This window comes from Bacillus sp. FSL R5-0560, assembly GCF_037966305.1.
Lineage (GTDB): Bacteria > Bacillota > Bacilli > Bacillales > Bacillaceae > Bacillus > Bacillus mojavensis.
Map to the genome: position 1 here is coordinate 1,824,059 of NZ_CP150195.1, position 22,639 is coordinate 1,846,697.

The 22,639-nt window shown below is 43.0% G+C and carries 20 protein-coding genes; all 20 read left to right on the top strand.

Annotation, left to right across the window (positions count from 1 at the left end; all coding sequences use genetic code 11):
• Window positions 1–16 precede the first annotated feature (16 nt).
• Window positions 17–967: a bifunctional riboflavin kinase/FAD synthetase gene (ribF, locus tag NST56_RS09445; protein ID WP_326227044.1), complete on the top strand. Its 951-nt coding sequence runs from the start codon at window positions 17–19 to the stop codon at window positions 965–967.
• Window positions 968–1,123: 156 nt separating this feature from the next.
• Window positions 1,124–1,393 (top strand): 30S ribosomal protein S15, encoded by a 270-nt coding sequence (rpsO, locus tag NST56_RS09450; RefSeq protein ID WP_003154182.1) that lies wholly within the window; start codon window positions 1,124–1,126, stop codon window positions 1,391–1,393.
• A 171-nt stretch (window positions 1,394–1,564) separates the two neighbouring features.
• Window positions 1,565–3,682 (top strand): polyribonucleotide nucleotidyltransferase, encoded by a 2,118-nt coding sequence (pnp, locus tag NST56_RS09455; RefSeq protein WP_268505710.1) that lies wholly within the window; start codon window positions 1,565–1,567, stop codon window positions 3,680–3,682.
• 116 nt (window positions 3,683–3,798) lie between these two features.
• The gene (locus NST56_RS09460; RefSeq protein WP_326227045.1) at window positions 3,799–4,758 is read left to right on the top strand and encodes a polysaccharide deacetylase family protein; all 960 of its coding nucleotides are present in this window, start codon (window positions 3,799–3,801) and stop codon (window positions 4,756–4,758) included.
• A 38-nt stretch (window positions 4,759–4,796) separates the two neighbouring features.
• Complete coding sequence (locus NST56_RS09465; protein ID WP_010334290.1) at window positions 4,797–6,026, top strand: pitrilysin family protein; 1,230 nt, start codon at window positions 4,797–4,799, stop codon at window positions 6,024–6,026.
• A gap of 77 nt (window positions 6,027–6,103) precedes the next feature.
• Window positions 6,104–6,361, top strand: coding sequence for a YlmC/YmxH family sporulation protein (locus NST56_RS09470; protein WP_010334291.1), 258 nt, complete (start codon window positions 6,104–6,106; stop codon window positions 6,359–6,361).
• Between the two features lie 191 nt (window positions 6,362–6,552).
• Window positions 6,553–7,446: a dipicolinic acid synthetase subunit A gene (dpaA, locus tag NST56_RS09475; RefSeq protein ID WP_029441268.1), complete on the top strand. Its 894-nt coding sequence runs from the start codon at window positions 6,553–6,555 to the stop codon at window positions 7,444–7,446.
• Between the two features lie 2 nt (window positions 7,447–7,448).
• The gene (gene dpaB, locus NST56_RS09480; protein WP_029441269.1) at window positions 7,449–8,051 is read left to right on the top strand and encodes a dipicolinate synthase subunit B; all 603 of its coding nucleotides are present in this window, start codon (window positions 7,449–7,451) and stop codon (window positions 8,049–8,051) included.
• A gap of 125 nt (window positions 8,052–8,176) precedes the next feature.
• Entirely contained in the window at window positions 8,177–9,217 is a 1,041-nt protein-coding gene (asd, locus tag NST56_RS09485) for an aspartate-semialdehyde dehydrogenase (protein WP_010334294.1), read from the top strand.
• Window positions 9,218–9,308: 91 nt separating this feature from the next.
• Window positions 9,309–10,523, top strand: coding sequence for an aspartate kinase (dapG, locus tag NST56_RS09490; protein ID WP_010334295.1), 1,215 nt, complete (start codon window positions 9,309–9,311; stop codon window positions 10,521–10,523).
• Between the two features lie 30 nt (window positions 10,524–10,553).
• The gene (gene dapA, locus NST56_RS09495; protein WP_010334296.1) at window positions 10,554–11,426 is read left to right on the top strand and encodes a 4-hydroxy-tetrahydrodipicolinate synthase; all 873 of its coding nucleotides are present in this window, start codon (window positions 10,554–10,556) and stop codon (window positions 11,424–11,426) included.
• A gap of 177 nt (window positions 11,427–11,603) precedes the next feature.
• A complete protein-coding gene (gene rnjB / locus NST56_RS09500; protein WP_010334297.1) occupies window positions 11,604–13,271 on the top strand; it encodes a ribonuclease J2 in 1,668 nt (555 codons plus the stop codon).
• A gap of 115 nt (window positions 13,272–13,386) precedes the next feature.
• Window positions 13,387–14,124 (top strand): translocation-enhancing protein TepA, encoded by a 738-nt coding sequence (gene tepA, locus NST56_RS09505; RefSeq protein ID WP_268446164.1) that lies wholly within the window; start codon window positions 13,387–13,389, stop codon window positions 14,122–14,124.
• Complete coding sequence (gene tepJ / locus NST56_RS09510) at window positions 14,121–14,333, top strand: TepA modulator TepJ (RefSeq protein WP_029441271.1); 213 nt, start codon at window positions 14,121–14,123, stop codon at window positions 14,331–14,333. Before tepA ends, tepJ begins: the two co-directional genes overlap by 4 nt.
• Window positions 14,334–14,463: 130 nt before the next feature.
• On the top strand, window positions 14,464–16,833 hold the full coding sequence (locus NST56_RS09515) for a DNA translocase FtsK (protein WP_339181493.1): 2,370 nt from the start codon (window positions 14,464–14,466) through the stop codon (window positions 16,831–16,833).
• A gap of 133 nt (window positions 16,834–16,966) precedes the next feature.
• Entirely contained in the window at window positions 16,967–17,692 is a 726-nt protein-coding gene (locus NST56_RS09520; protein WP_010334301.1) for a GntR family transcriptional regulator, read from the top strand.
• Between the two features lie 133 nt (window positions 17,693–17,825).
• Complete coding sequence (gene bcbE / locus NST56_RS09525) at window positions 17,826–19,034, top strand: bacillibactin exporter BcbE (protein ID WP_229150195.1); 1,209 nt, start codon at window positions 17,826–17,828, stop codon at window positions 19,032–19,034.
• 255 nt (window positions 19,035–19,289) lie between these two features.
• On the top strand, window positions 19,290–20,567 hold the full coding sequence (locus NST56_RS09530; RefSeq protein WP_229150186.1) for a pitrilysin family protein: 1,278 nt from the start codon (window positions 19,290–19,292) through the stop codon (window positions 20,565–20,567).
• Complete coding sequence (locus tag NST56_RS09535; RefSeq protein ID WP_339181497.1) at window positions 20,564–21,850, top strand: pitrilysin family protein; 1,287 nt, start codon at window positions 20,564–20,566, stop codon at window positions 21,848–21,850. The genes NST56_RS09530 and NST56_RS09535 overlap by 4 nt, the downstream gene beginning before the upstream one ends.
• A gap of 52 nt (window positions 21,851–21,902) precedes the next feature.
• Window positions 21,903–22,631 carry an SDR family oxidoreductase gene (locus NST56_RS09540; RefSeq protein ID WP_326202407.1) on the top strand — a complete coding sequence of 243 codons (729 nt, stop codon included), beginning with the start codon at window positions 21,903–21,905 and terminating at the stop codon, window positions 22,629–22,631.
• Window positions 22,632–22,639: the final 8 nt, after the last annotated feature.

Consider the following 22,639-nt stretch of genomic DNA (forward strand, 5'->3'; position numbering starts at 1 on the left):
AAAAGGTGACCGTTCTGTGAAGACGATACATATTACACATCCGCATCATTTAATAAAAGAGGAGCAGCCAGAATCTGTGATGGCGTTAGGTTATTTTGACGGCGTTCATCTAGGGCATCAAAAGGTAATCGGCACAGCTAAACAGATAGCTGAAGAAAGAAATATGACATTAGCCGTGATGACCTTTCACCCCCATCCCTCTCATGTGCTGGGCAGGGATCAGGAACCAAAGGATCTGATTACTCCTCTTGAAGATAAAATCAGCCAAATTGAACAATTAGGCACGGAGATTCTGTATGTCGTTAAATTTAATGAAGAGTTTGCTTCTCTGACTCCAAAGCAGTTTGTTGATCAGTACATTTTAGGCCTTAATGTACAGCATGCAGTGGCAGGCTTTGACTTTACGTACGGCAAATACGGCAAAGGAACAATGGAAACGATGCCGCTTGATTTAGATGGAAAAGCTGATTGTACGATGGTAGAAAAATTGACGGAGCAGGATAAAAAAATCAGTTCCAGCTATATTCGGAATGCACTTCAAAACGGAGACGTTGAACTGGCCAATGTTTTGCTTGGACAGCCCTACTTTATTAAAGGAATTGTCATTCACGGAGATAAAAGAGGGCGGACAATCGGGTTTCCGACTGCCAATGTCGGCTTAAATAACAGCTATATTGTCCCGCCGACCGGTGTATATGCCGTCAAGGCGGAAATAAACGGCGAGCTTTACAACGGCGTTTGCAATATCGGCTATAAGCCGACGTTTTATGAAAAACGTCCGGAACAGCCTTCGATTGAGGTCAATTTATTTGATTTTGATCAAGATGTATACGGAGCCGCTATAAAAATTGAATGGTATAAACGAATTCGGAGCGAGCGCAAGTTCAACGGCATTCAAGAACTAACAGAGCAAATTGAGAAAGATAAGCAGGAAGCGATCCGTTATTTCAGCAATTTGCGGAAATAACATGCAGCGCACACAAATTTTAATCTAAAATATTTGCATATAGGCTCGATTTTTAGTATGATAGTCTTCGTAGTCTTAAAACCTTTGCTTGGCAATCCGAAGTCACCGACGGTTGCTAGGTAACTGGGGCTAAATATGATTTGGAGGTGAAACAGGATGGCAATTACTCAAGAGCGTAAAAACCAACTCATCAGTGAGTTTAAAACACACGAATCTGATACTGGATCTCCAGAAGTTCAGATCGCTATCCTAACTGATTCAATTAACAACTTGAACGAGCATTTACGTACACACAAGAAAGACCACCATTCACGTCGCGGTCTTCTTAAAATGGTAGGTAAGCGTCGTAATCTTCTTACGTATCTGCGTAATAAAGACGTAACTCGTTACCGTGAGTTAATTAACAAACTAGGCTTACGTCGATAATCGTAAAAAGCGGGAGGATTCCCGCTTTTTTATCGTATTAAAGCGAAAATTTTTATAACAATCATTGAAATCCTTTTACATACTACTTTGACATTGATATGTTCAATCCATTTCGTTCATAATAGGAGTAATTGATTATTTCACACAACGAAGAGAGGAGTTCGTAATCGTATGGGACAAGAAAAACATGTCTTTACCATAGATTGGGCCGGAAGAACGCTTACTGTTGAAACCGGCCAGCTTGCCAAACAGGCAAACGGTGCTGTTATGGTCCGCTACGGCGACACAGCAGTACTCAGTACAGCAACCGCTTCAAAAGAACCGAAACCGCTTGATTTCTTCCCGCTTACTGTAAACTACGAGGAAAGACTATATGCGGTAGGTAAAATACCTGGCGGGTTTATTAAAAGAGAAGGACGTCCAAGTGAAAAAGCAGTATTGGCGAGCCGTTTAATCGACCGTCCGATCCGGCCTTTGTTCGCCGATGGATTCCGTAATGAAGTTCAAGTCATCAGCATCGTCATGAGTGTTGACCAAGACTGCTCTTCAGAAATGGCTGCTATGTTCGGTTCATCGCTTGCACTTTCTGTATCGGACATCCCGTTTGAAGGACCGATTGCAGGGGTAACTGTCGGACGCATTGATAATCAATTTGTTATTAACCCGACGGTTGATCAGCTTGAGAAAAGTGATATCAATCTTGTCGTTGCCGGAACTAAAGATGCAATTAACATGGTGGAAGCGGGAGCAGACGAAGTTCCTGAGGAAACGATGCTAGAAGCGATTATGTTCGGCCATGATGAGATTAAACGCCTGATTGCATTCCAAGAAGAAATTGTTGCAGCTATCGGCAAAGAAAAGTCAGAAATTAAGCTCTATGAAATTGACGAAGAGCTGAATGAAAAGGTAAAGGCTTTAGCAGAAGAAGATCTGCTGAAAGCAATCCAAGTTCATGAAAAGCATGCGCGCGAAGATGCAATTACTGAAGTGAAAAACACAGTGGTAGCAAAATTCGAGGAAGATGAGCATGATGAAGAAACAATCAAGCAAGTCAAACAAATTTTGTCCAAGCTTGTCAAAAATGAAGTGCGCCGCCTGATTACTGAAGAAAAGGTAAGACCTGACGGCCGCGGAGTCGATCAAATTCGCCCGCTTTCTTCTGAGGTCGGCCTCTTGCCGAGAACACACGGTTCCGGATTGTTCACAAGAGGACAGACTCAGGCTCTCAGCGTTTGTACGTTAGGTGCTCTCGGGGATGTGCAGATCCTTGATGGTTTAGGTGTCGAAGAATCGAAACGGTTTATGCACCATTACAACTTCCCGCAATTCAGCGTTGGGGAAACAGGACCAATGCGTGGACCGGGACGCCGTGAAATCGGACACGGAGCACTGGGTGAGCGTGCGCTTGAGCCAGTTATTCCGTCTGAAAAAGACTTCCCTTACACTGTCCGTCTTGTATCAGAAGTGCTTGAATCAAACGGTTCTACGTCTCAAGCAAGTATTTGCGCAAGCACACTTGCAATGATGGATGCCGGTGTACCAATCAAAGCACCAGTCGCAGGTATTGCAATGGGACTTGTCAAATCAGGCGAACACTATACGGTTTTAACTGATATTCAAGGCATGGAAGATGCGCTTGGAGACATGGACTTTAAAGTTGCCGGAACTGCAAAGGGTGTAACGGCGCTGCAAATGGACATTAAAATTGATGGCCTTTCCAGAGAGATTCTTGAAGAAGCGCTTCAGCAGGCGAAAAAAGGAAGAATGGAAATCCTCAACAGTATGCTTGCTACATTAAGCGAATCAAGAAAAGAGCTTTCCCAATATGCGCCTAAGATTTTAACAATGGCGATCAATCCTGATAAAATCCGCGATGTCATCGGACCTAGCGGAAAACAAATCAATAAAATCATCGAAGAGACCGGTGTTAAAATTGATATCGAGCAGGATGGTACAATCTTTATTTCTTCGACAGTTGAAAGCAGCAACCAAAAAGCGAAGAAAATCATCGAAGACCTCGTCAGAGAGGTTGAAGTCGGTCAGCTTTACTTAGGTAAAGTAAAACGAATCGAAAAATTCGGTGCGTTCGTTGAAATTTTCAGCGGAAAAGACGGTTTGGTGCACATTTCAGAGCTTGCGCTTGACCGCGTAGGAAAAGTTGAAGATGTTGTCAAAATCGGAGATGAGATTCTTGTGAAAGTTACTGAAATCGATAAGCAAGGACGGGTCAACTTGTCTCGTAAAGCTGTGCTCCGTGAAGAGAAAGAAAAAGAAGAACAAAAATCTTAAATGAAAACATAAAAGGAGCCTGGGAGACCCCGGCTTCTTTATTTTGACGCTTTAAAAAGCAAGCGGGTTCTACCTTGTCCTTCTCCTTCATAATGTGAGGTGAGGGGGGACAAAACATGTACAAAAAATTTGTACCGTTTGCCGTTTTTCTATTTCTTTTTTTTGTTTCATTTGAGATGATGAAAAATCCGCACACACTTGATTATATAGGGGCAATGAAACAAGATACGGTGACCGTCTCGGCGTCCAAAGACCCGTTATATGAAGAATTGCTTCAAAAGGCGCCAGATTATGAAGTAAAGCCTCAGAATGCAAGAATAGATAAGGTGTGGAAAAGCATTCCCGGTTACAATGGTTTAAAGGTGAATATTGAAAAATCCTATAAAAAAATGAAAAAGCACGGTGAGTTTCGGGAAAACGATTTAGTGTACAATCAAGTAAAACCAAGCGTTCATCTTGAGTCTCTTCAGCCAGAGCCTATTTACAAAGGGAATCCTGAAAAACCGATGGTGGCTTTTTTAATTAATGTGGCATGGGGAAACGAATATTTGGAAAGAATGCTCCCTGTACTTCAAAAGCATAAAGTGAAGGCAACGTTTTTTTTGGAAGGCAATTGGGTGAAACACAATGAACAGTTGGCTAAAAAGATTGCGGAAGAAGGACATGAAATCGGAAATCATTCATACAATCATCCGGATATGAGCAAACTGACAACAGGAAGAATTTCCGAACAGCTCGACAAGACGAATGAGCAGATAGAAAAAACGCTCGGTGTCAAGCCAAAATGGTTCGCTCCGCCAAGCGGGAGTTTCAGAAAAGCGGTTGTTGACATTGCAGCTGACAAACATATGGGAACAGTGATGTGGACAGTTGATACAATTGACTGGCAAAAACCGGCTCCGTCTGCACTTCAAACACGGGTGTTAAGCAAGATACATAATGGTGCCATGATTTTAATGCATCCGACAGATCCCACGGCGGAAAGTCTTGAAGCGCTGATTACAAAGATAAAAGAGAAAGGATATGCGCTTGGAACAGTCACTGAACTAATGGATGAAACAAGACTGTTGAAGTAACAGGGCAGGCAGCTAGTCTTTGAATAGGAGGAACAAATTTGATTAAACGATATACATGTCAAAATGGTGTAAGAGTTGTGCTTGAAAATAACCCGACAGTCCGTTCTGTTGCGATCGGCGTTTGGATTGGTACAGGCTCGCGGCACGAAACGCCGGAGATAAATGGGATTTCCCACTTTTTGGAGCATATGTTCTTCAAAGGGACGAGCACAAGATCTGCACGTGAGATAGCAGAATCTTTTGATCGTATTGGCGGTCAGGTCAATGCGTTTACCTCAAAGGAATATACCTGCTATTATGCAAAGGTGCTTGATGAGCATGCGAATTACGCACTTGACGTATTAGCAGATATGTTTTTTCATTCAACTTTTGATGAAAACGAGCTGAAAAAAGAAAAAAATGTGGTTTACGAAGAAATAAAAATGTACGAAGACGCGCCCGATGATATTGTCCATGATTTACTGAGCAAAGCCACGTACGGGAATCATTCTTTAGGCTATCCGATTCTAGGCACAGAAGAAACGCTTGATTCCTTTAACGGCGACTCTCTCAGACAATACATGCATGATTATTATACGCCGGACCGTGTCGTTATTTCTGTAGCGGGTAATATTTCAGAAAGCTTTATAAAAGATGTAGAAAAATGGTTCGGATCATACGAGGCAAAAGGCAAAGCGACAGGTCTTCAGAAGCCTGGATTCCATACAGAAAAACTCACAAGAAAAAAAGAAACAGAACAAGCCCATTTATGTCTAGGATTTAAAGGGCTGGAAGTCGGTCATGAAAAGATTTATGATTTGATCGTCCTTAATAATGTGCTCGGAGGCAGCATGAGCAGCCGCCTGTTCCAAGATGTTCGTGAAGATAAAGGACTCGCTTATTCTGTTTACAGCTATCACAGCTCATATGAGGACAGCGGCATGCTCACCATTTATGGCGGAACAGGTGCAAATCAGCTTCAGCAGCTGTCAGAAACCATTCAAGAAACCCTTGCGACATTAAAACGCGACGGCATAACGGTGAAAGAGCTGGAAAACAGCAAGGAGCAAATGAAGGGAAGCTTGATGCTGAGCTTAGAAAGCACGAACAGCAAAATGAGCCGAAACGGTAAAAATGAACTGCTGCTCGGAAAACACAAAACATTAGACGAAATTATTAATGAATTAAACGCTGTAAACTTAGAACGCGTCAACGGTCTTGCCAGACAAATGTTTACGAATGACTATTCTCTGGCTCTTATCAGCCCTTCCGGCAATATGCCATCATAAACTGAAATGCCTGCCCCAAAACGGAGCAGGCATTTTTTTATCCTTTTGATCATACATAGTACAAGGGGGTGACAGAGATGCGGCTCAGTGAATTATCAGGGAAGGAAATTGTCGACATCAAAAGAGCTGAACGGCTGGGAGTACTGGGTCAGACCGATTTAGAAATCAATGAACAGGATGGTCAGATCACAGCGCTTCTCATTCCGACGGTCAAATGGTTTGGTTTGAGAAAACACGGTCAAGACATTCGTGTCCCCTGGAATCATATTCAAAAGATCGGATCAGATATGATCATTTTAGATGTCCCTGAGGAGATTTCTCCTCACCAAGAGTAACTATAGAAAAGGCCCAACTCTGCAGGTTATGGGCTCTCATGAAAACATCCAAACATCGGCTGACTCAGCCGATGTTTTTTTGTGTGAAAAAAGCGTATGTTTTAATTCACCGCTATTTCCTTTTGATCATAAGATGAAGGGGAGCTTAACAACTAGGGATCCAGTATATACAAAGAAGGTGAACGTTTAACATGTTAACCGGATTGAAAATTGCAGTTATCGGCGGTGACGCAAGGCAGCTCGAAATTATTAGAAAGCTCACTGAACAGCAGACTGACATCTATCTCGTCGGTTTTGACCAATTGGATCACGGTTTTACCGGAGCTGTAAAATGCAACATTGATGAAATTCCTTATCAGCAAATAGACAGTATCATTCTTCCTGTGTCTGCAACAACAGGAGAAGGTGTCGTATCAACCGTATTTTCAAATGAAGAAGTTGTTTTAAAACAGGAGCACCTCGACCAAACGCCTGCACACTGTGTCATTTTCTCAGGGATTTCTAACGCCTATTTAGAAAACATTGCAGCTCAAGCAAACAGAAAACTTGTTAAGCTGTTTGAGCGGGATGACATTGCGATATATAATTCTATTCCGACAGTAGAAGGAACCATTATGCTGGCCATTCAGCACACAGATTATACGATACACGGATCTCAGGTGGCCGTTCTCGGGCTAGGGCGTACCGGAATGACGATCGCCCGTACATTTGCCGCGCTTGGGGCGAATGTAAAGGTAGGCGCAAGAAGTTCAGCGCATCTGGCGCGCATCACCGAAATGGGGCTCGTCCCGTTTCACACTGATGAACTCAAAGAGCATGTCAAAGATATAGATATTTGTATTAATACCATACCGAGCATGATTTTGAATCAAACTGTGCTTTCTTGCATGACACCGAAAACCTTAATATTGGATCTGGCTTCACGTCCCGGTGGAACCGATTTTAAATATGCTGAAAAACAAGGGATTAAGGCACTCCTTGCCCCTGGTTTGCCGGGGATTGTCGCTCCTAAAACAGCCGGGCAGATCCTCGCCAATGTCTTGAGCAAGCTTTTGGCTGAATTACATGCTGAGGAGGGGAAATAAGAATGTCGTCACTAAAAGGGAAAAGAATCGGATTTGGACTGACCGGCTCGCATTGCACATATGAAGCGGTGTTTCCGCAAATTGAGGCGCTAGTCAATGAAGGAGCGGAAGTCCGGCCGGTTGTCACATTTACCGTAAAATCCACAGATACACGCTTTGGAGAAGGAGCGGAATGGGTTAAAAAAATTGAAGATCTTACCGGATATGAGGTAATTGATTCAATTGTAAAGGCTGAACCCCTCGGGCCAAAGCTGCCATTGGACTGCATGGTAATAGCTCCTTTAACCGGAAACTCGATGAGCAAGCTGGCCAACGCCATGACAGACAGCCCAGTACTGATGGCTGCAAAAGCAACAATCAGAAACAATCGGCCGGTCGTTCTCGGTATCTCAACAAATGACGCTCTCGGTTTAAATGGCACCAACCTAATGAGGCTTATGTCTACCAAAAATATCTTCTTCATTCCTTTTGGGCAAGATGATCCATACAAAAAACCGAATTCAATGGTTGCCAAAATGGATCTGCTTCCTCAAACTGTTGAAAAGGCCCTGATGCATCAGCAGCTTCAGCCGATTCTCGTTGATAATTATCAGGGAAATGACTAAATATACAGAAAATCTTTCCTAAACAAAAAATTTCGGTCATCACCCGCATATTCTATGGTAAAATAAAACGTAAAATTATAGTCAAATCAATTCAATGAAGCTGATTGGCGGAAGGAGTTTTACAGATGGGAAGAGGTTTACACGTAGCTGTTGTCGGAGCGACAGGAGCTGTAGGACAACAAATGCTTAAAACACTTGAAGACAGAAATTTTGAAATGGATACACTTACATTGCTATCTTCAAAACGCTCTGCGGGTACCCAAGTCACATTTAAAGGCCAAGAGCTGACTGTACAGGAAGCTTCTCCCGAGAGCTTTGAAGGAGTAGATATTGCTTTGTTCAGCGCCGGCGGAAGCGTATCGCAGGCATTGGCACCCGAAGCTGTAAAACGCGGAGCTATTGTTATAGATAATACAAGTGCGTTCCGTATGGACGAAAATACGCCGCTTGTTGTGCCTGAAGTCAACGAGGCGGACTTGCATGAACACAACGGCATTATTGCCAATCCTAACTGCTCTACAATTCAAATGGTGGCTGCGCTGGAACCGATCCGCAAAGCTTACGGCTTAAACAAAGTTATCGTATCAACTTACCAAGCGGTATCAGGAGCGGGAAATGAAGCTGTAAAAGAGCTGCACAGCCAAACAGAGGCGATTTTAAACAACGAAGAAATCAAACCAGAGATTATGCCTGTAAAAGGTGATGAAAAACACTATCAAATCGCTTTCAATGCGATTCCGCAAATTGATAAATTCCAAGATAACGGCTATACGTTTGAGGAAATGAAAATGATAAATGAAACGAAAAAAATCATGCACATGCCTGAGCTTCAAGTAGCGGCTACATGTGTGAGACTTCCGATTGAAACCGGCCATTCAGAGTCCGTTTACATCGAGGTAGACCGAGATGACGCTACTGTGGAAGATATTAAAAATCTATTAAAAGAAGCTCCTGGCATTACACTTCAGGACGACCCGAGCCAGCAGCTTTATCCAATGCCTGCCGATGCAGTCGGCAAAAACGATGTGTTTGTAGGCCGCATCCGCAAAGACTTGGACAGAGCAAACGGTTTTCATTTATGGGTAGTTTCTGATAACCTATTAAAAGGCGCCGCATGGAACTCTGTTCAAATTGCAGAAAGCCTGAAAAAACTAAACCTCGTATAAAAGAGAGAATTTCCCAAGTGCGAATAGAAGAGAGTAAGGCGCAAATCGCCTGCTCTCTTCTGTTACGTCCGAATAATTTGGAGTGAAAACAGTGAAGATAATTGTTCAAAAGTTTGGCGGGACATCTGTAAAGGATGACAAAGGCCGTAAACTGGCTTTAGAGCACATTAAAGAAGCAATCAGTGAAGGATATAAGGTTGTCGTTGTCGTTTCTGCGATGGGCAGGAAGGGTGATCCGTACGCAACTGACTCTCTGTTGGGACTGCTTTACGGCGATCAGTCTGCGATTTCCCCAAGAGAGCAGGATTTGCTTTTATCATGTGGAGAGACGATTTCTTCTGTCGTCTTTACGAGCATGCTGCTGGATAACGGTGTAAAAGCATCTGCGCTGACTGGGGCTCAGGCCGGCTTCTTAACAAATGACCAGCATACAAATGCAAAAATCCTTGAAATGAAGCCTGAGCGTTTGTTCAGTGTGCTTGCGAATCATGACGCGGTAGTCGTCGCTGGATTCCAAGGCGCTACTGAAAAGGGCGATACAACAACGATCGGAAGAGGGGGCAGCGATACGTCTGCAGCCGCACTTGGGGCGGCAATTGACGCTGAATACATCGATATTTTCACAGATGTTGAAGGTGTGATGACTGCAGATCCGAGAGTAGTGGAAAACGCGAAACCGCTTCCTGTGGTAACATATACGGAAATCTGCAATTTGGCGTACCAGGGAGCGAAAGTGATTCATCCGCGAGCTGTGGAAATTGCGATGCAGGCTAAGGTTCCGATCCGCGTCCGCTCAACATATTCTAAAGATAAAGGCACATTGGTGACTTCACATCATTCTTCCAATGTCGGCAGTGATGTTTTTGAACGGCTGATTACGGGAATTGCCCATGTCAAAGATGTCACACAGTTCAAAGTGCCTTCAAAACTCGGTCAGTATAACGTTCAGACTGAAGTTTTTAAAGCGATGGCGAATGCAGGAATCAGCGTTGATTTCTTTAACATTACACCTAGTGAAATTGTTTATACGGTGGCTGGGAACAAGACGGAAACAGCTCAGCGCATCTTAATGGATATGGGTTATGACCCGATGGTGACGAGAGACTGCGCAAAAGTTTCGGCAGTCGGTGCCGGTATCATGGGCGTCCCGGGTGTAACGTCTAAAATTGTGACAGCCCTATCAGAGAAAGAGATTCCTATTCTGCAGTCGGCGGACAGCCACACGACCATCTGGGTGCTTGTCCATGAAAAGGACATGGTTCCTGCTGTAAACGCTTTGCATGAAGTGTTTGAACTTTCTAAGTAAATGTGATTGAATCATGATGAGGTGAAAAAAATGAATTTCGGAAATGTGTCTACAGCTATGATTACACCTTTTGACAATAAAGGGAATGTAGACTTTCAAAAATTGTCTACACTGATTGACTACTTGTTGAAAAACGGAACAGATTCTTTAGTTGTAGCGGGAACGACAGGAGAATCTCCAACCCTTTCAACAGAAGAAAAAATAGCGCTATTTGAATATACAGTCAAAGAAGTGAACGGCCGAGTGCCCGTTATTGCGGGTACTGGAAGCAACAACACGAAAGATTCCATTAAGCTCACAAAAAAAGCTGAGGAAGCGGGCGTAGACGCGGTCATGCTCGTTACACCGTATTATAATAAACCTTCACAAGAAGGCATGTACCAGCATTTTAAAGCTGTTGCTTCTGAAACGTCTCTTCCAGTTATGCTGTACAATGTGCCGGGCCGCACCGTTGCTTCTCTTGCTCCTGAGACGACTATCCGTTTGGCGGCAGATGTTCCGAATGTTGTTGCGATTAAAGAAGCGAGCGGAGACCTCGAGGCGATTACAAAAATTGTTGCGGAAACGCCTGAAGATTTCTCCGTTTATTCTGGGGATGACGCCTTGACGCTTCCTGTTCTGTCAGTAGGAGGAAGAGGTGTCGTTTCAGTCGCAAGCCATATCGTAGGCTCTGATATGCAGCAAATGATCAAAAATTATACAAATGGGCAAACAGCTAACGCGGCACTGATTCACCAGAAACTCCTGCCGATTATGAAGGAACTGTTTAAAGCGCCTAACCCGGCTCCTGTGAAAACAGCTCTTCAGCTGAAAGGCCTTGATGTCGGTTCAGTGCGTCTTCCTCTTATCCCGTTAAACGAAGATGAACGTCTGAGCTTAAGCAGCGCGATCAGCGAACTGTAAGAAAAATTTCATACAGTGAAACAAACGCGGTCATTCTCATTCCACCTGAGTTTGACCGTTTCTTATACATATTGGTTTTCCCTAAACCTTCTGCTTTATCTTGTTTTCTAAAATTACTTTCAGTTATAATAGGAACAAGTGATGATGGACGGGTATGAGACTAGGAGGATATAGATTTTGAAAAAGAAAAATACAGAAAACGTTAGAATTATCGCCCTTGGCGGTGTCGGAGAAATTGGGAAGAACCTTTATGTCATCGAAATTGATTCAGACATATTTGTCGTTGATGCCGGCCTTATGCATCCAGAAAATGAAATGCTTGGTATTGATGTGGTGATTCCTGACATATCATATTTGATTGAACGATCTGACCGCGTCAAGGCTATCTTTTTAACACATGGGCATGATGAGAATATCGGCGGCGTTTTTTACTTGTTAAACAAGCTGTCTGTTCCTGTATACGGAACAAAGCTGACGCTTGCACTGTTAAGAGAAAAATTAAAGCAATACGGACATAACCGAAAAGCTGATTTAAGAGAAATTCACTCAAAATCTGTCATTACATTTGAATCAACAAAGGTATCGTTCTTTAATACGATCCACAGTATCCCTGATTCAGTAGGCGTTAGTTTAAAAACATCACTTGGATCTATTGTATGCACGGGAGACTTCAAATTTGACCAAACACCCGCACTTAATCAATCGTGCGACATTGGCGAGATTGCCAAAATCGGCAACAGCGGCGTACTTGCTCTGCTTTCTGACAGTGCAAATGCAGAACGTCCGGGTTACACCCCTTCGGAAGCTGCTGTCAGCGGAGAGATTTCAGACGCGCTTTACAATTCAGAGAACCGGGTAATCATTGCTGTTTTCGCATCCAATATTAACCGGATTCAGCAAGTCATTCATGCAGCGGCTCAAAATGGCAGAAAGATTGCAGTTGCCGGAAAAAACCTTCAATCGATCCTTCAGCTGGCAAGAAAGCTTGGATATATTGAAGCAGATGATGAACTGTTTATTTCGGTTCAGGACGTCAAAAAATATCCGAAGCGTGAAGTAGCTATTGTAACTGCCGGCAGCCATGGTGAACCGTTGGCTGCTCTGACAAGAATGGGAAACAAAGCCCACAAGCAGCTGAATATCGAAGAAGGGGATACAGTTGTAATTGCATCCACACCGATCCCTGGACAGGAACTCATTTATTCTAAAACAGTAGATTTGCTTGCCAGAGCCGGCGCACAAGTCATTTTTGCCCAAAAGCGTGTGCATGTATCTGGACACGGCTCACAGGAAGAGTTAAAGCTGATGATCAATCTGCTTAAACCAAAATATTTAATTCCTGTAAACGGCGAATACAGAATGCAAAAGGCTCATTCAAAAATCGCTGAAGAAATCGGTATGAAGCGCAGTGATATCTTCTTAATTGAAAAAGGAGACGTTGTCGAGTTCCGCGGCCAAAACGTAAAGATCGGTGATAAAGTGCCATACGGCAATATTTTAATCGACGGTTTAGGTGTAGGCGACATCGGAAATATTGTGCTGAGAGACCGCCGCTTACTTTCACAAGACGGCATACTGATTGTTGTCATTACACTTGATAAACAAAAGAAACATCTTGTATCAGGTCCTGAGATTATCACACGCGGGTTTGTTTATGTAAGGGAGTCTGAAGGCCTTATCGTACAGGCTACTGAGCTTGTACGCTCTATCGTGACTGAAGCAACTGAAACATCAAATGTTGAATGGTCAACGCTTAAGCAGGCAATGCGAGATGCTTTGAACCAATTCCTATATGAAAAAACAAAACGTAAACCGATGATCATCCCAATTATTATGGAAGTCTAATGGAAACGTAAGACCGGAGCTGCTCCGGTCTTTATTTTTTTGCCTATTATGCCGGGATTGAATCGAAGATCTTTGTTCATAATACAAAGAGAAACTCGGAAAGGGTGAAAGCGAAATGGATCATCGTATGGAAAATACACAAGAAGAACGTCCTGAAAAAAATGATGCGAAAGACAGCATTATGAATAAAATACAGCAGCTAGGGGAAACGACACTTCCGCAGCTCCCGCAAGATACAAATATCCATTGTCTGACCATTATCGGACAAATAGAAGGCCATGTTCAGCTGCCTCCGCAAAACAAAACAACAAAATATGAACATGTAATCCCGCAAATCGTTGCCATTGAGCAGAATCCAAAAATTGAAGGTTTGCTTATTATATTAAATACAGTCGGCGGAGATGTGGAAGCAGGTCTTGCGATTGCTGAAATGCTCGCATCCTTGTCAAAACCGACCGTCTCCATCGTACTTGGCGGAGGACATTCCATCGGTGTGCCAATTGCGGTATCTTGTGATTACAGCTATATCGCTGAAACAGCTACCATGACGATTCATCCCGTTCGGCTGACGGGACTGGTGATCGGTGTGCCTCAAACCTTTGAGTACTTGGATAAGATGCAAGAAAGAGTCGTTAAATTTGTAACAAGCCATTCAAATGTAAATGAAGATAAGTTTAAAGAGCTAATGTTTTCAAAAGGAAACTTAACACGCGATATTGGAACAAATGTCGTCGGCAAGGATGCCGTCGAGTATGGCCTGATTGATCACGTCGGCGGAGTCGGCCAAGCGATCAATAAATTAAATGAGCTGATCGAGGAAGCGAGAGAAGAAGAAGGACGGATGATTCAATGATTTTATATACCGTGATGCCGCAGGAAATTGTTTTCGCGGAACAGAACCAACAGCCAAGTGCTCACGAGCAAATCGAGTATAGGGGTGTTCCGCTTCTTGTCGAGATGAAAGGCAATGAAGCAGAGGTTATACAAGTCATGAGTACAAACCCCATGCACTTTCTGCATCCGGATATTTCTCCGGGACAAAAGCTAAAATTAAACGTATAAGATTCCTCCCCTTTTTTAAGGGCAAAATATGCTATAATAGGGGAATCCTACAGAAAAAATGCAGCCAGTTAACGGCTGCTTTCTTCATTATGTATGAACTTACATTTTTTAACGCAGTAAGGTGATGAGTGTGGCAAAGAAAAAAAGAAAATCGAGAAAAAAACAGGCAAAACAGCTCAACATAAAATACGAATTAAACGGATTGCTGTGCATTGCTATCTCAATTATCGCCATTTTGCAGCTTGGTGTAGTGGGACAAACCTTTATCTACTTGTTCCGTTTTTTCGCTGGTGAGTGGTTTATTTTATGCTTGTTAGGCTTGTTTGTTTTAGGGGTTTCACTATTTTGGAAGAAAAAAACGCCGAGTCTTTTAACGAGACGAAAGGCGGGGCTGTACTGCATCATTGCAAGCATATTGCTGCTTTCTCATGTGCAGCTGTTTAAAAATTTGACGAACAGAGGGTCTATTGAGTCTGCCAGCGTGATCCGCAATACATGGGAATTATTTTTAATGGACATGAATGGGAGCTCTGCTTCACCTGATTTAGGCGGGGGGATGATCGGGGCGCTTCTGTTTGCGGCTTCACACTTTTTGTTTGCATCTACTGGTTCTCAAATTATGGCGATTGTAATGATTTTGATCGGATTGATTCTGGTCACAGGGCGCTCTCTTCAAGAAACGCTGAAAAAGTGGATGAGCCCGATCGGCCGTTTCATCAAAGAACAATGGTTTGCTTTTATTGATGACATGAAATCAGTCAAAACAAATATGAAATCATCGAAAAAGGCGAAAGCCAATACCAGCAAAAAACAAAAGCCGGCTCGCAGAAAACAGCAAATGGAGCCAGAGCCCACTGCTGAAGAAGAGGAGCAGGAGATGGTATCGCCTCTCATTCATTCAGAGCCGATTATCTCAAGCTTTTCAGACCGGAATGAATCGGAAGAGGCTCCGGCAGCTGCAGAAAAACAAATTGAACCGGTCACAGAACCGCTTCAGGAAAATCAGTCCGAGGCTGACCATAATGAAACGGCAGTTGCTCCGCCAATGACCTTTACAGAACTTGAAAATAAAGATTATCAGATGCCGTCATTAGATTTATTAGCCGATCCAATGCATACCGGCCAGCAGGCTGATAAAAAAAATATTTATGAAAATGCGAGGAAGCTCGAACGCACCTTCCAAAGCTTCGGCGTAAAGGCAAAAGTGACACAGGTTCATCTGGGGCCGGCTGTCACGAAATATGAAGTGTATCCGGATGTCGGAGTAAAGGTCAGTAAAATAGTCAACCTAAGTGACGATTTAGCGCTTGCGTTAGCTGCAAAAGACATCAGGATTGAGGCGCCTATTCCAGGTAAATCTGCCATTGGGATAGAAGTTCCAAACGCGGAAGTGGCTATGGTATCGCTGAAGGAAGTGCTTGAGTCAAAACTTAATGACCGACCTGATGCAAAACTGTTAATCGGACTTGGCCGTAATATTTCGGGCGAAGCCGTGCTTGCTGAATTAAACAAAATGCCTCATTTGCTTGTCGCAGGCGCGACCGGGAGCGGAAAAAGTGTCTGTGTCAACGGCATTATCACAAGTATTTTGATGCGCGCTAAACCGCATGAAGTGAAAATGATGATGATTGACCCAAAAATGGTTGAGCTGAATGTGTACAATGGAATTCCGCATTTGCTTGCTCCGGTGGTAACTGATCCGAAAAAAGCTTCACAAGCTTTGAAAAAAGTTGTCAATGAAATGGAACGGCGGTACGAACTGTTTTCTCATACAGGAACTAGAAATATTGAAGGGTACAATGATTATATTAAACGCTCCAATAATGAGGGAGAGGCAAAACAGCCAGAGCTGCCGTATATCGTGGTTATTGTGGACGAGCTAGCTGATCTTATGATGGTAGCTTCATCTGATGTTGAAGACTCGATTACGAGATTGTCCCAAATGGCGCGGGCTGCCGGCATCCATCTTATTATTGCGACACAGCGCCCGTCAGTTGACGTCATTACAGGGGTCATCAAGGCAAATATTCCGTCACGAATCGCATTCAGTGTCTCTTCACAGACGGATTCAAGGACCATTCTGGATATGGGGGGCGCTGAGAAGCTTCTGGGACGCGGAGATATGCTGTTTTTACCTGTAGGGGCTAATAAACCTGTCCGCGTACAAGGAGCATTTTTGTCAGACGAAGAAGTAGAGCAGGTCGTGGATCATGTCATTACGCAGCAAAAAGCTCAATATCAGGAAGAAATGATTCCTGAGGAAATAACGGAAACACATACTGAGGTTACCGATGACCTCTATGATGAAGCCGTCGAATTAATTGTCGGCATGCAGACTGCATCCGTATCGATGCTGCAAAGACGGTTCAGAATCGGGTATACAAGAGCGGCACGTCTGATAGATGCAATGGAAGAACGCGGCGTAGTTGGCCCGTATGAAGGCAGCAAACCAAGGGAAGTCTTAATATCAAAAGAAAAACATGATGAGCTCTCTTCTTAGAGGAAGAGAGCTCGGTAACAATAATAACATTATGTAAACTGTACACCTTGCTGTTTATTTTTTCGACAAAACATGATATAGTTGTCCCAATTGTTCAATAATTTTTATTGAAGGTGGTTTACGGAGGGGAAACATGTCTACAAAAGCTGATAATCGGCACTTGTATTTAAAAGTGATTGAACGAATTAAAGAGGATATTAAAAATGGAATCTACACTGAGAAAGAAAAGCTCCCTTCAGAATTTGAGCTTTCCAAAAAGCTTGGTGTCAGCCGGGCAACTTTGCGTGAAGCACTACGGATATTGGAAGAAGAGCATGTGATTATCAGAAGGCATGGTGTAGGAACTTTTGTCCATTCTAAGCCGTTATTTCTTTCGGGCATTGAACAGCTGAACAGTGTAACCAAAATGATTGAACAGGCTAATATGATCCCAGGAACAATCTTTCTTTCATCTCAAGTGCTTATGCCGACTGATGATGATATCAAGAGATTTCATCTGACATCAGGCCAGGAAGTTTTTTATCTTGAACGTGTCAGAACGGCAAATGGACAGCCGATTGTGTATTGTATTGACAAAATTCCGATGGATATACTGCCGGATTCTTTTTCTCACCAGCAAGAGTCTATGTTTGACCTGCTTGAGAAAAATTCAGGCTCTGTCATCAGCTATGCCGTAACCGATATTGAGCCGATCGGCTATCATGATACGATTTCTCCAGTGCTGGAATGTGATCCGGAAACAGCTCTTTTACTGTTAAAACAAACGCATTATGATCAGCATGATAAACCGGTGCTTTATTCATTAAATTATTTCAGAGCAGACAAATTCAGATTCCATGTTTTGCGTAAACGATTCTAAAACAGACGCCTGTGATGTGTCTGTTTTTTTATTGCCTGGTTTATGTTTCTTTGTACATACTTTCAATGTGGTTAACGCAAGATATAAAGGATGACAAAGTGAATGGGTGAAAATGTTGAAAGAAAAAATAGGAATGAAAAATATTATTGCTTTGGCTTCCGTACCGCTTGTTATGACATTAGGGAACTCCATGCTGATTCCCGTGCTTCCGATGATGGAGAAAAAGCTGTCGGTCAATTCATTTCAAGTATCATTAATTATCACTGTATATTCGGTGGTAGCGATCATTTGCATTCCGATCGCGGGGTACCTGTCGGATAGATTTGGCAGAAAAAAAGTGCTGCTCCCATGCCTTCTTATTGCGGGAATAGGGGGAGCTGTGGCTGCTTTTGCTTCGACATATATAGACAATCCTTATGCTATGATCTTGGCTGGACGGGTTCTTCAAGGCATCGGATCAGCAGGGGCAGCACCCATCGTCATGCCGTTTATCGGCGATCTGTTTAAGGGAGATGATGAAAAGGTCAGTGCCGGTCTTGGCGATATTGAAACCGCTAACACCTCGGGAAAAGTGCTGAGTCCCATACTGGGCGCTTTACTTGCATCCTGGTACTGGTTCGTCCCGTTTTGGTTTATTCCGTTTTTCTGTTTGATCAGCTTTTTGCTTGTATTGTTTTTGGTGGAGAAGCCTGAAGAAGATGAGGATGCACCTACAATTTCAGAGTTCCTCAAGAATGTGCGGAAAATCTTTAAACAGGATGGACGCTGGCTCTACACAGTTTTTATTATTGGATGCGTCATTATGTTTTTATTATTTGGCGTATTATTTTACTTATCAGATACGCTAGAGAATAAATATACAATTGACGGAGTGGCCAAAGGCGGGCTGCTGGCGATACCTCTTTTATTCCTGTCCAGCAGTTCTTTTATAGCGGGTAAAAAGATCGGCAAAGATAAGGGAAGAATGAAATTTTGCGTCGTTACAGGGATGATTATGTTAAGCCTGTCTTTTATCGGCTTGTGGTGGAACCACAGTTTTTATTTTTTGTTTATCTTTTTAAGTTTTGGGGGAATTGGAATCGGAATGGCGCTTCCTGCTTTAGATGCGCTGATAACGGAAGGGATTGAAAGTGAGGAATGCGGAACAATTTCTTCATTTTACAATAGTATGCGCTTTATTGGAGTAGCTCTCGGGCCGCCTGTGTTTGCGGCATTGATGTCTAATGCAAGCTGGCTTATCTTCATTCTCTCTGCGTTTTGCGGGATTATTTCTTTATTTCTGGTGCTCTTTAATGTAGATGCTAAAAAAAGTGAAGAAGAAAAAAACTTAGGGACGGTTTGACAAACCGTCTTTTTTTGCTGAGAAAAATCGGCAGAAAACTTGTGTAAGACAAGTAATTGATTCGCATTTCGTAAAAGCATGAAGAGGCAACAAGGATCATGACAGCATAAACAGCGGAAGAACAATTAATACGCAAGAGGTTATTGTTTCCTTATAAATCCTACAGTTGCTATAATTACATGAAAGAGTGTTTCTGCGAATGCTGAAATTTGGTCATAATACATACTAATAAGAAATGAACGAAGGAGGTTTCACATGTCATATGTCAATGAAGTCAAAACAAAGCACGGCGGTTTAACCGCACATATTGTAGAAACAGAAAAATTTAAAACCGTCTCGCTTATCTTTAAAATGCTGGCGCCCTTAACAAAGGAGCAAGTTACGAAAAGAGCGCTGTTCCCGCATGTGCTGCTTCGCGGAACAGAAAGCCGTCCGAAAACTGCAGATTTACGTTCTTATCTGGATGAACTGTACGGCACGTCTGTTTCGGCTGATCTCTCGAAAAAAGGTGAACAGCATGTGATTACATTCAGACTTGAAATTCCGAATGAAAAATATTTAAAAGATCAGACGCCTCTCCTTGAAAAAGGGCTCCAGCTTCTCGCAGAAATCGTCTTTTCACCTGCTTTAGAAGCAGGCGTTTTTCAATCGCAATATGTGGATCAAGAAAAACGAACGCTGAAGCAGAGAATTCAAGCGGTTTATGATGATAAAATGCGTTACTCTAATCTAAGGCTTATACAGGAAATGTGTAAAAATGAACCTTACTCGCTGCACGTTAATGGAGAGATCGACGATGTTGATGCCATTACGGCCGATCAATTATATGAAACATACCGAAACGCGATCCAAAAAGACCAGCTTGATCTATATGTCGTCGGCGATGTTGACAGGAAACAAGTGCAAGCTGCTATTGATCAATATTTTCACACAGAGGAACGCGCTCTGGAAACATTTGTGAACAACCATTCTGAACAACCTGAGCCTAAAGAAGTCATTGATGAAGAAGACGTCAAACAAGGCAAGCTGAATATTGGCTATCGGACCAATATTACTTTTACGGATCAGGATTATTCAGCTTTACAAGTTTTTAACGGAATGTTCGGCGGCTTTTCTCATTCCAAGCTTTTCATTAATGTTCGGGAAAAAGCCAGTCTCGCTTATTACGCAGCCTCCCGTATCGATAGCTTTAAAGGCTTATTAATGGTGATGTCAGGAATAGAAGTAAAAAACTACAAACAAGCCGTTTCTATTATTGCCGAGCAATTTCAGGCTATGAAAAACGGGGAGTTCAGTGAGGAAGACATCTCTCAGACGAAAGCCATGATTCGGAATCAGGTGCTGGAAACCATTGATACTGCGTATGGTTTATCTGAATTTTTATATCAGCAGGCCGCTGCCCAAGTCGATATTCCGATCGAAGATTTCCTTGCCAATATTGAGCGGGTGACAAAAGAGGATATCATAAAAGTCGGCGAAAAAATTCAGCTTGATACGACTTACTTCTTAAAAGGGACGGAGGGTGCATCTTGATAAAACCAATCGAATTTGAACAGCTTCAGGAGACGCTGTATCATGAAAAAATGTCAAACGGCCTAGACGTATACGTTTTGCCGAAAAAAGGCTTCAACAAGACGTATGCGGTATTCACAACAAAGTACGGGTCTATCGATAATCAGTTTGTCCCTCTTGGAAAAGACGAGATGGTTCATGTCCCCGATGGGATTGCCCATTTTCTTGAACATAAGCTGTTTGAAAAAGCTGATGGAGATGTTTTTCAAGATTTCAGTAAACAGGGCGCCTCTGCCAATGCGTTTACGTCATTTACAAGAACGGCTTATCTTTTCTCGAGCACGTCAAACGTGGAACGCAATTTGGAAACACTGATTGATTTTGTGCAGGACCCTTATTTTACAGAAAAAACAGTAGAAAAGGAAAAAGGGATTATCGGCCAGGAAATTAACATGTATGATGATAATCCTGACTGGAGGCTGTACTTCGGGGTGATTGAAAACATGTACAAAGATCATCCTGTCAAAATTGATATAGCCGGAACGGTAGAAAGTATATCCCATATCACTAAGGACCTTCTTTATGAATGTTATGAGACGTTTTACCATCCGAGCAACATGCTCCTCTTTATAGTCGGCCCTGTTGATCCTGAAGCGATCATTTCTCAGGTAAGAGAAAATCAGGGAAGAAAACCGTATACAGATCAGCCGGAAATTAAACGGGAAGAAGTAAAAGAGCAAGAAGCTGTTTTCCGGAAAGAAAAAGAAATTAAAATGAATGTTCAGGGACCGAAATGTCTCGTCGGACTGAAATCAAAGCATCCGTATAGATTAGGGAAAGAGCTGCTCAAGCATGAACTTGCAATGAACCTATTGCTGGAATCTTTGTTCGGCAAAAGCTCTGCCCAATATGAATCCCTTTATGAAAAAGGGTATATAGATGAAACGTTCAGCTTTGATTTTACGGCTGAATATGGGTTCGGTTTTGCGGCCATCGGTGGGGACACGCCTGAACCGGATAAATTGGCTGAAGACATTTCAAGCAATCTGCTTTGTGCCGGTGAAATCATCACCGCTGAGAAGATTGAACTTGCCAGAAAGAAAAAAATCGGGTCATTTTTAAAGGCATTAAACTCACCTGAATACATCGCTAACCAATTCACTCGCTATGCATTTTTGGAGATGAGCCTGTTTGATATCGTAACTGTTCTCGAGCAGATCACCCTTGAGGATGTGCAGCAAATCATACAAGAGGAAATTGCTGAGGATAGACTGACTGTCTGCAAAGTGGTTCCTAAATCTTAACATGCATCCCTCCAATGTGAGGGGTGTTTTTCTGCGGAAAGAAGGAAAGAGGATGAAAAAAACAGCATTAGTCACCGGGGCAAGCGGCGGTATTGGCAAAAGCATAAGTGAATCGCTTGCAGCAGAGGGGTATGATCTGCTTTTGCACTACAATCAGAATGAAGACGCGGCAGCAGAGCTTGCTGAAAAACTGAAACGGGCGTTTGGCATAGATGCTAATATTTTGCAAGGAGATCTCTCCACTCCGAATGGCGCTGATGAACTATCAAAATCAATTGTTCAGCCGGTTGATGCGATCGTTTTAAACAGCGGCAGAAGCCATTTCGGGCTGATTACTGATGTAGATAATGCTACGGTACAGGAAATGGTTCAGCTGCATGTGGCAAGTCCTTACATTTTGACGAGAAACCTTCTTCCAAGCATGATCCGAAACAAAACGGGAGCGATTGTGGCAGTCAGCTCTATTTGGGGAGAGACTGGCGCATCGTGTGAGGTGCTGTACAGCATGGCAAAGGGAGCACAGCACTCGTTTGTAAAAGGACTGGCTAAGGAGCTGGCTCCAAGCGGTATCAGGGTCAATGCAGTAGCACCTGGTGCTGTAGATACCAACATGATGAATCAATTCAGTCCGGATGAATTGGAAGAGATCGCTGATGAGATCCCGATCGGCCGGCTTGCACAGCCGAAAGAAATTGCCGAGGCGGTAGCATTTCTCCTGTCTGAAAAAGCTTCCTATATTACTGGACAGATTCTGTCTGTTAACGGGGGCTGGCACTGCTGATGCAAAAT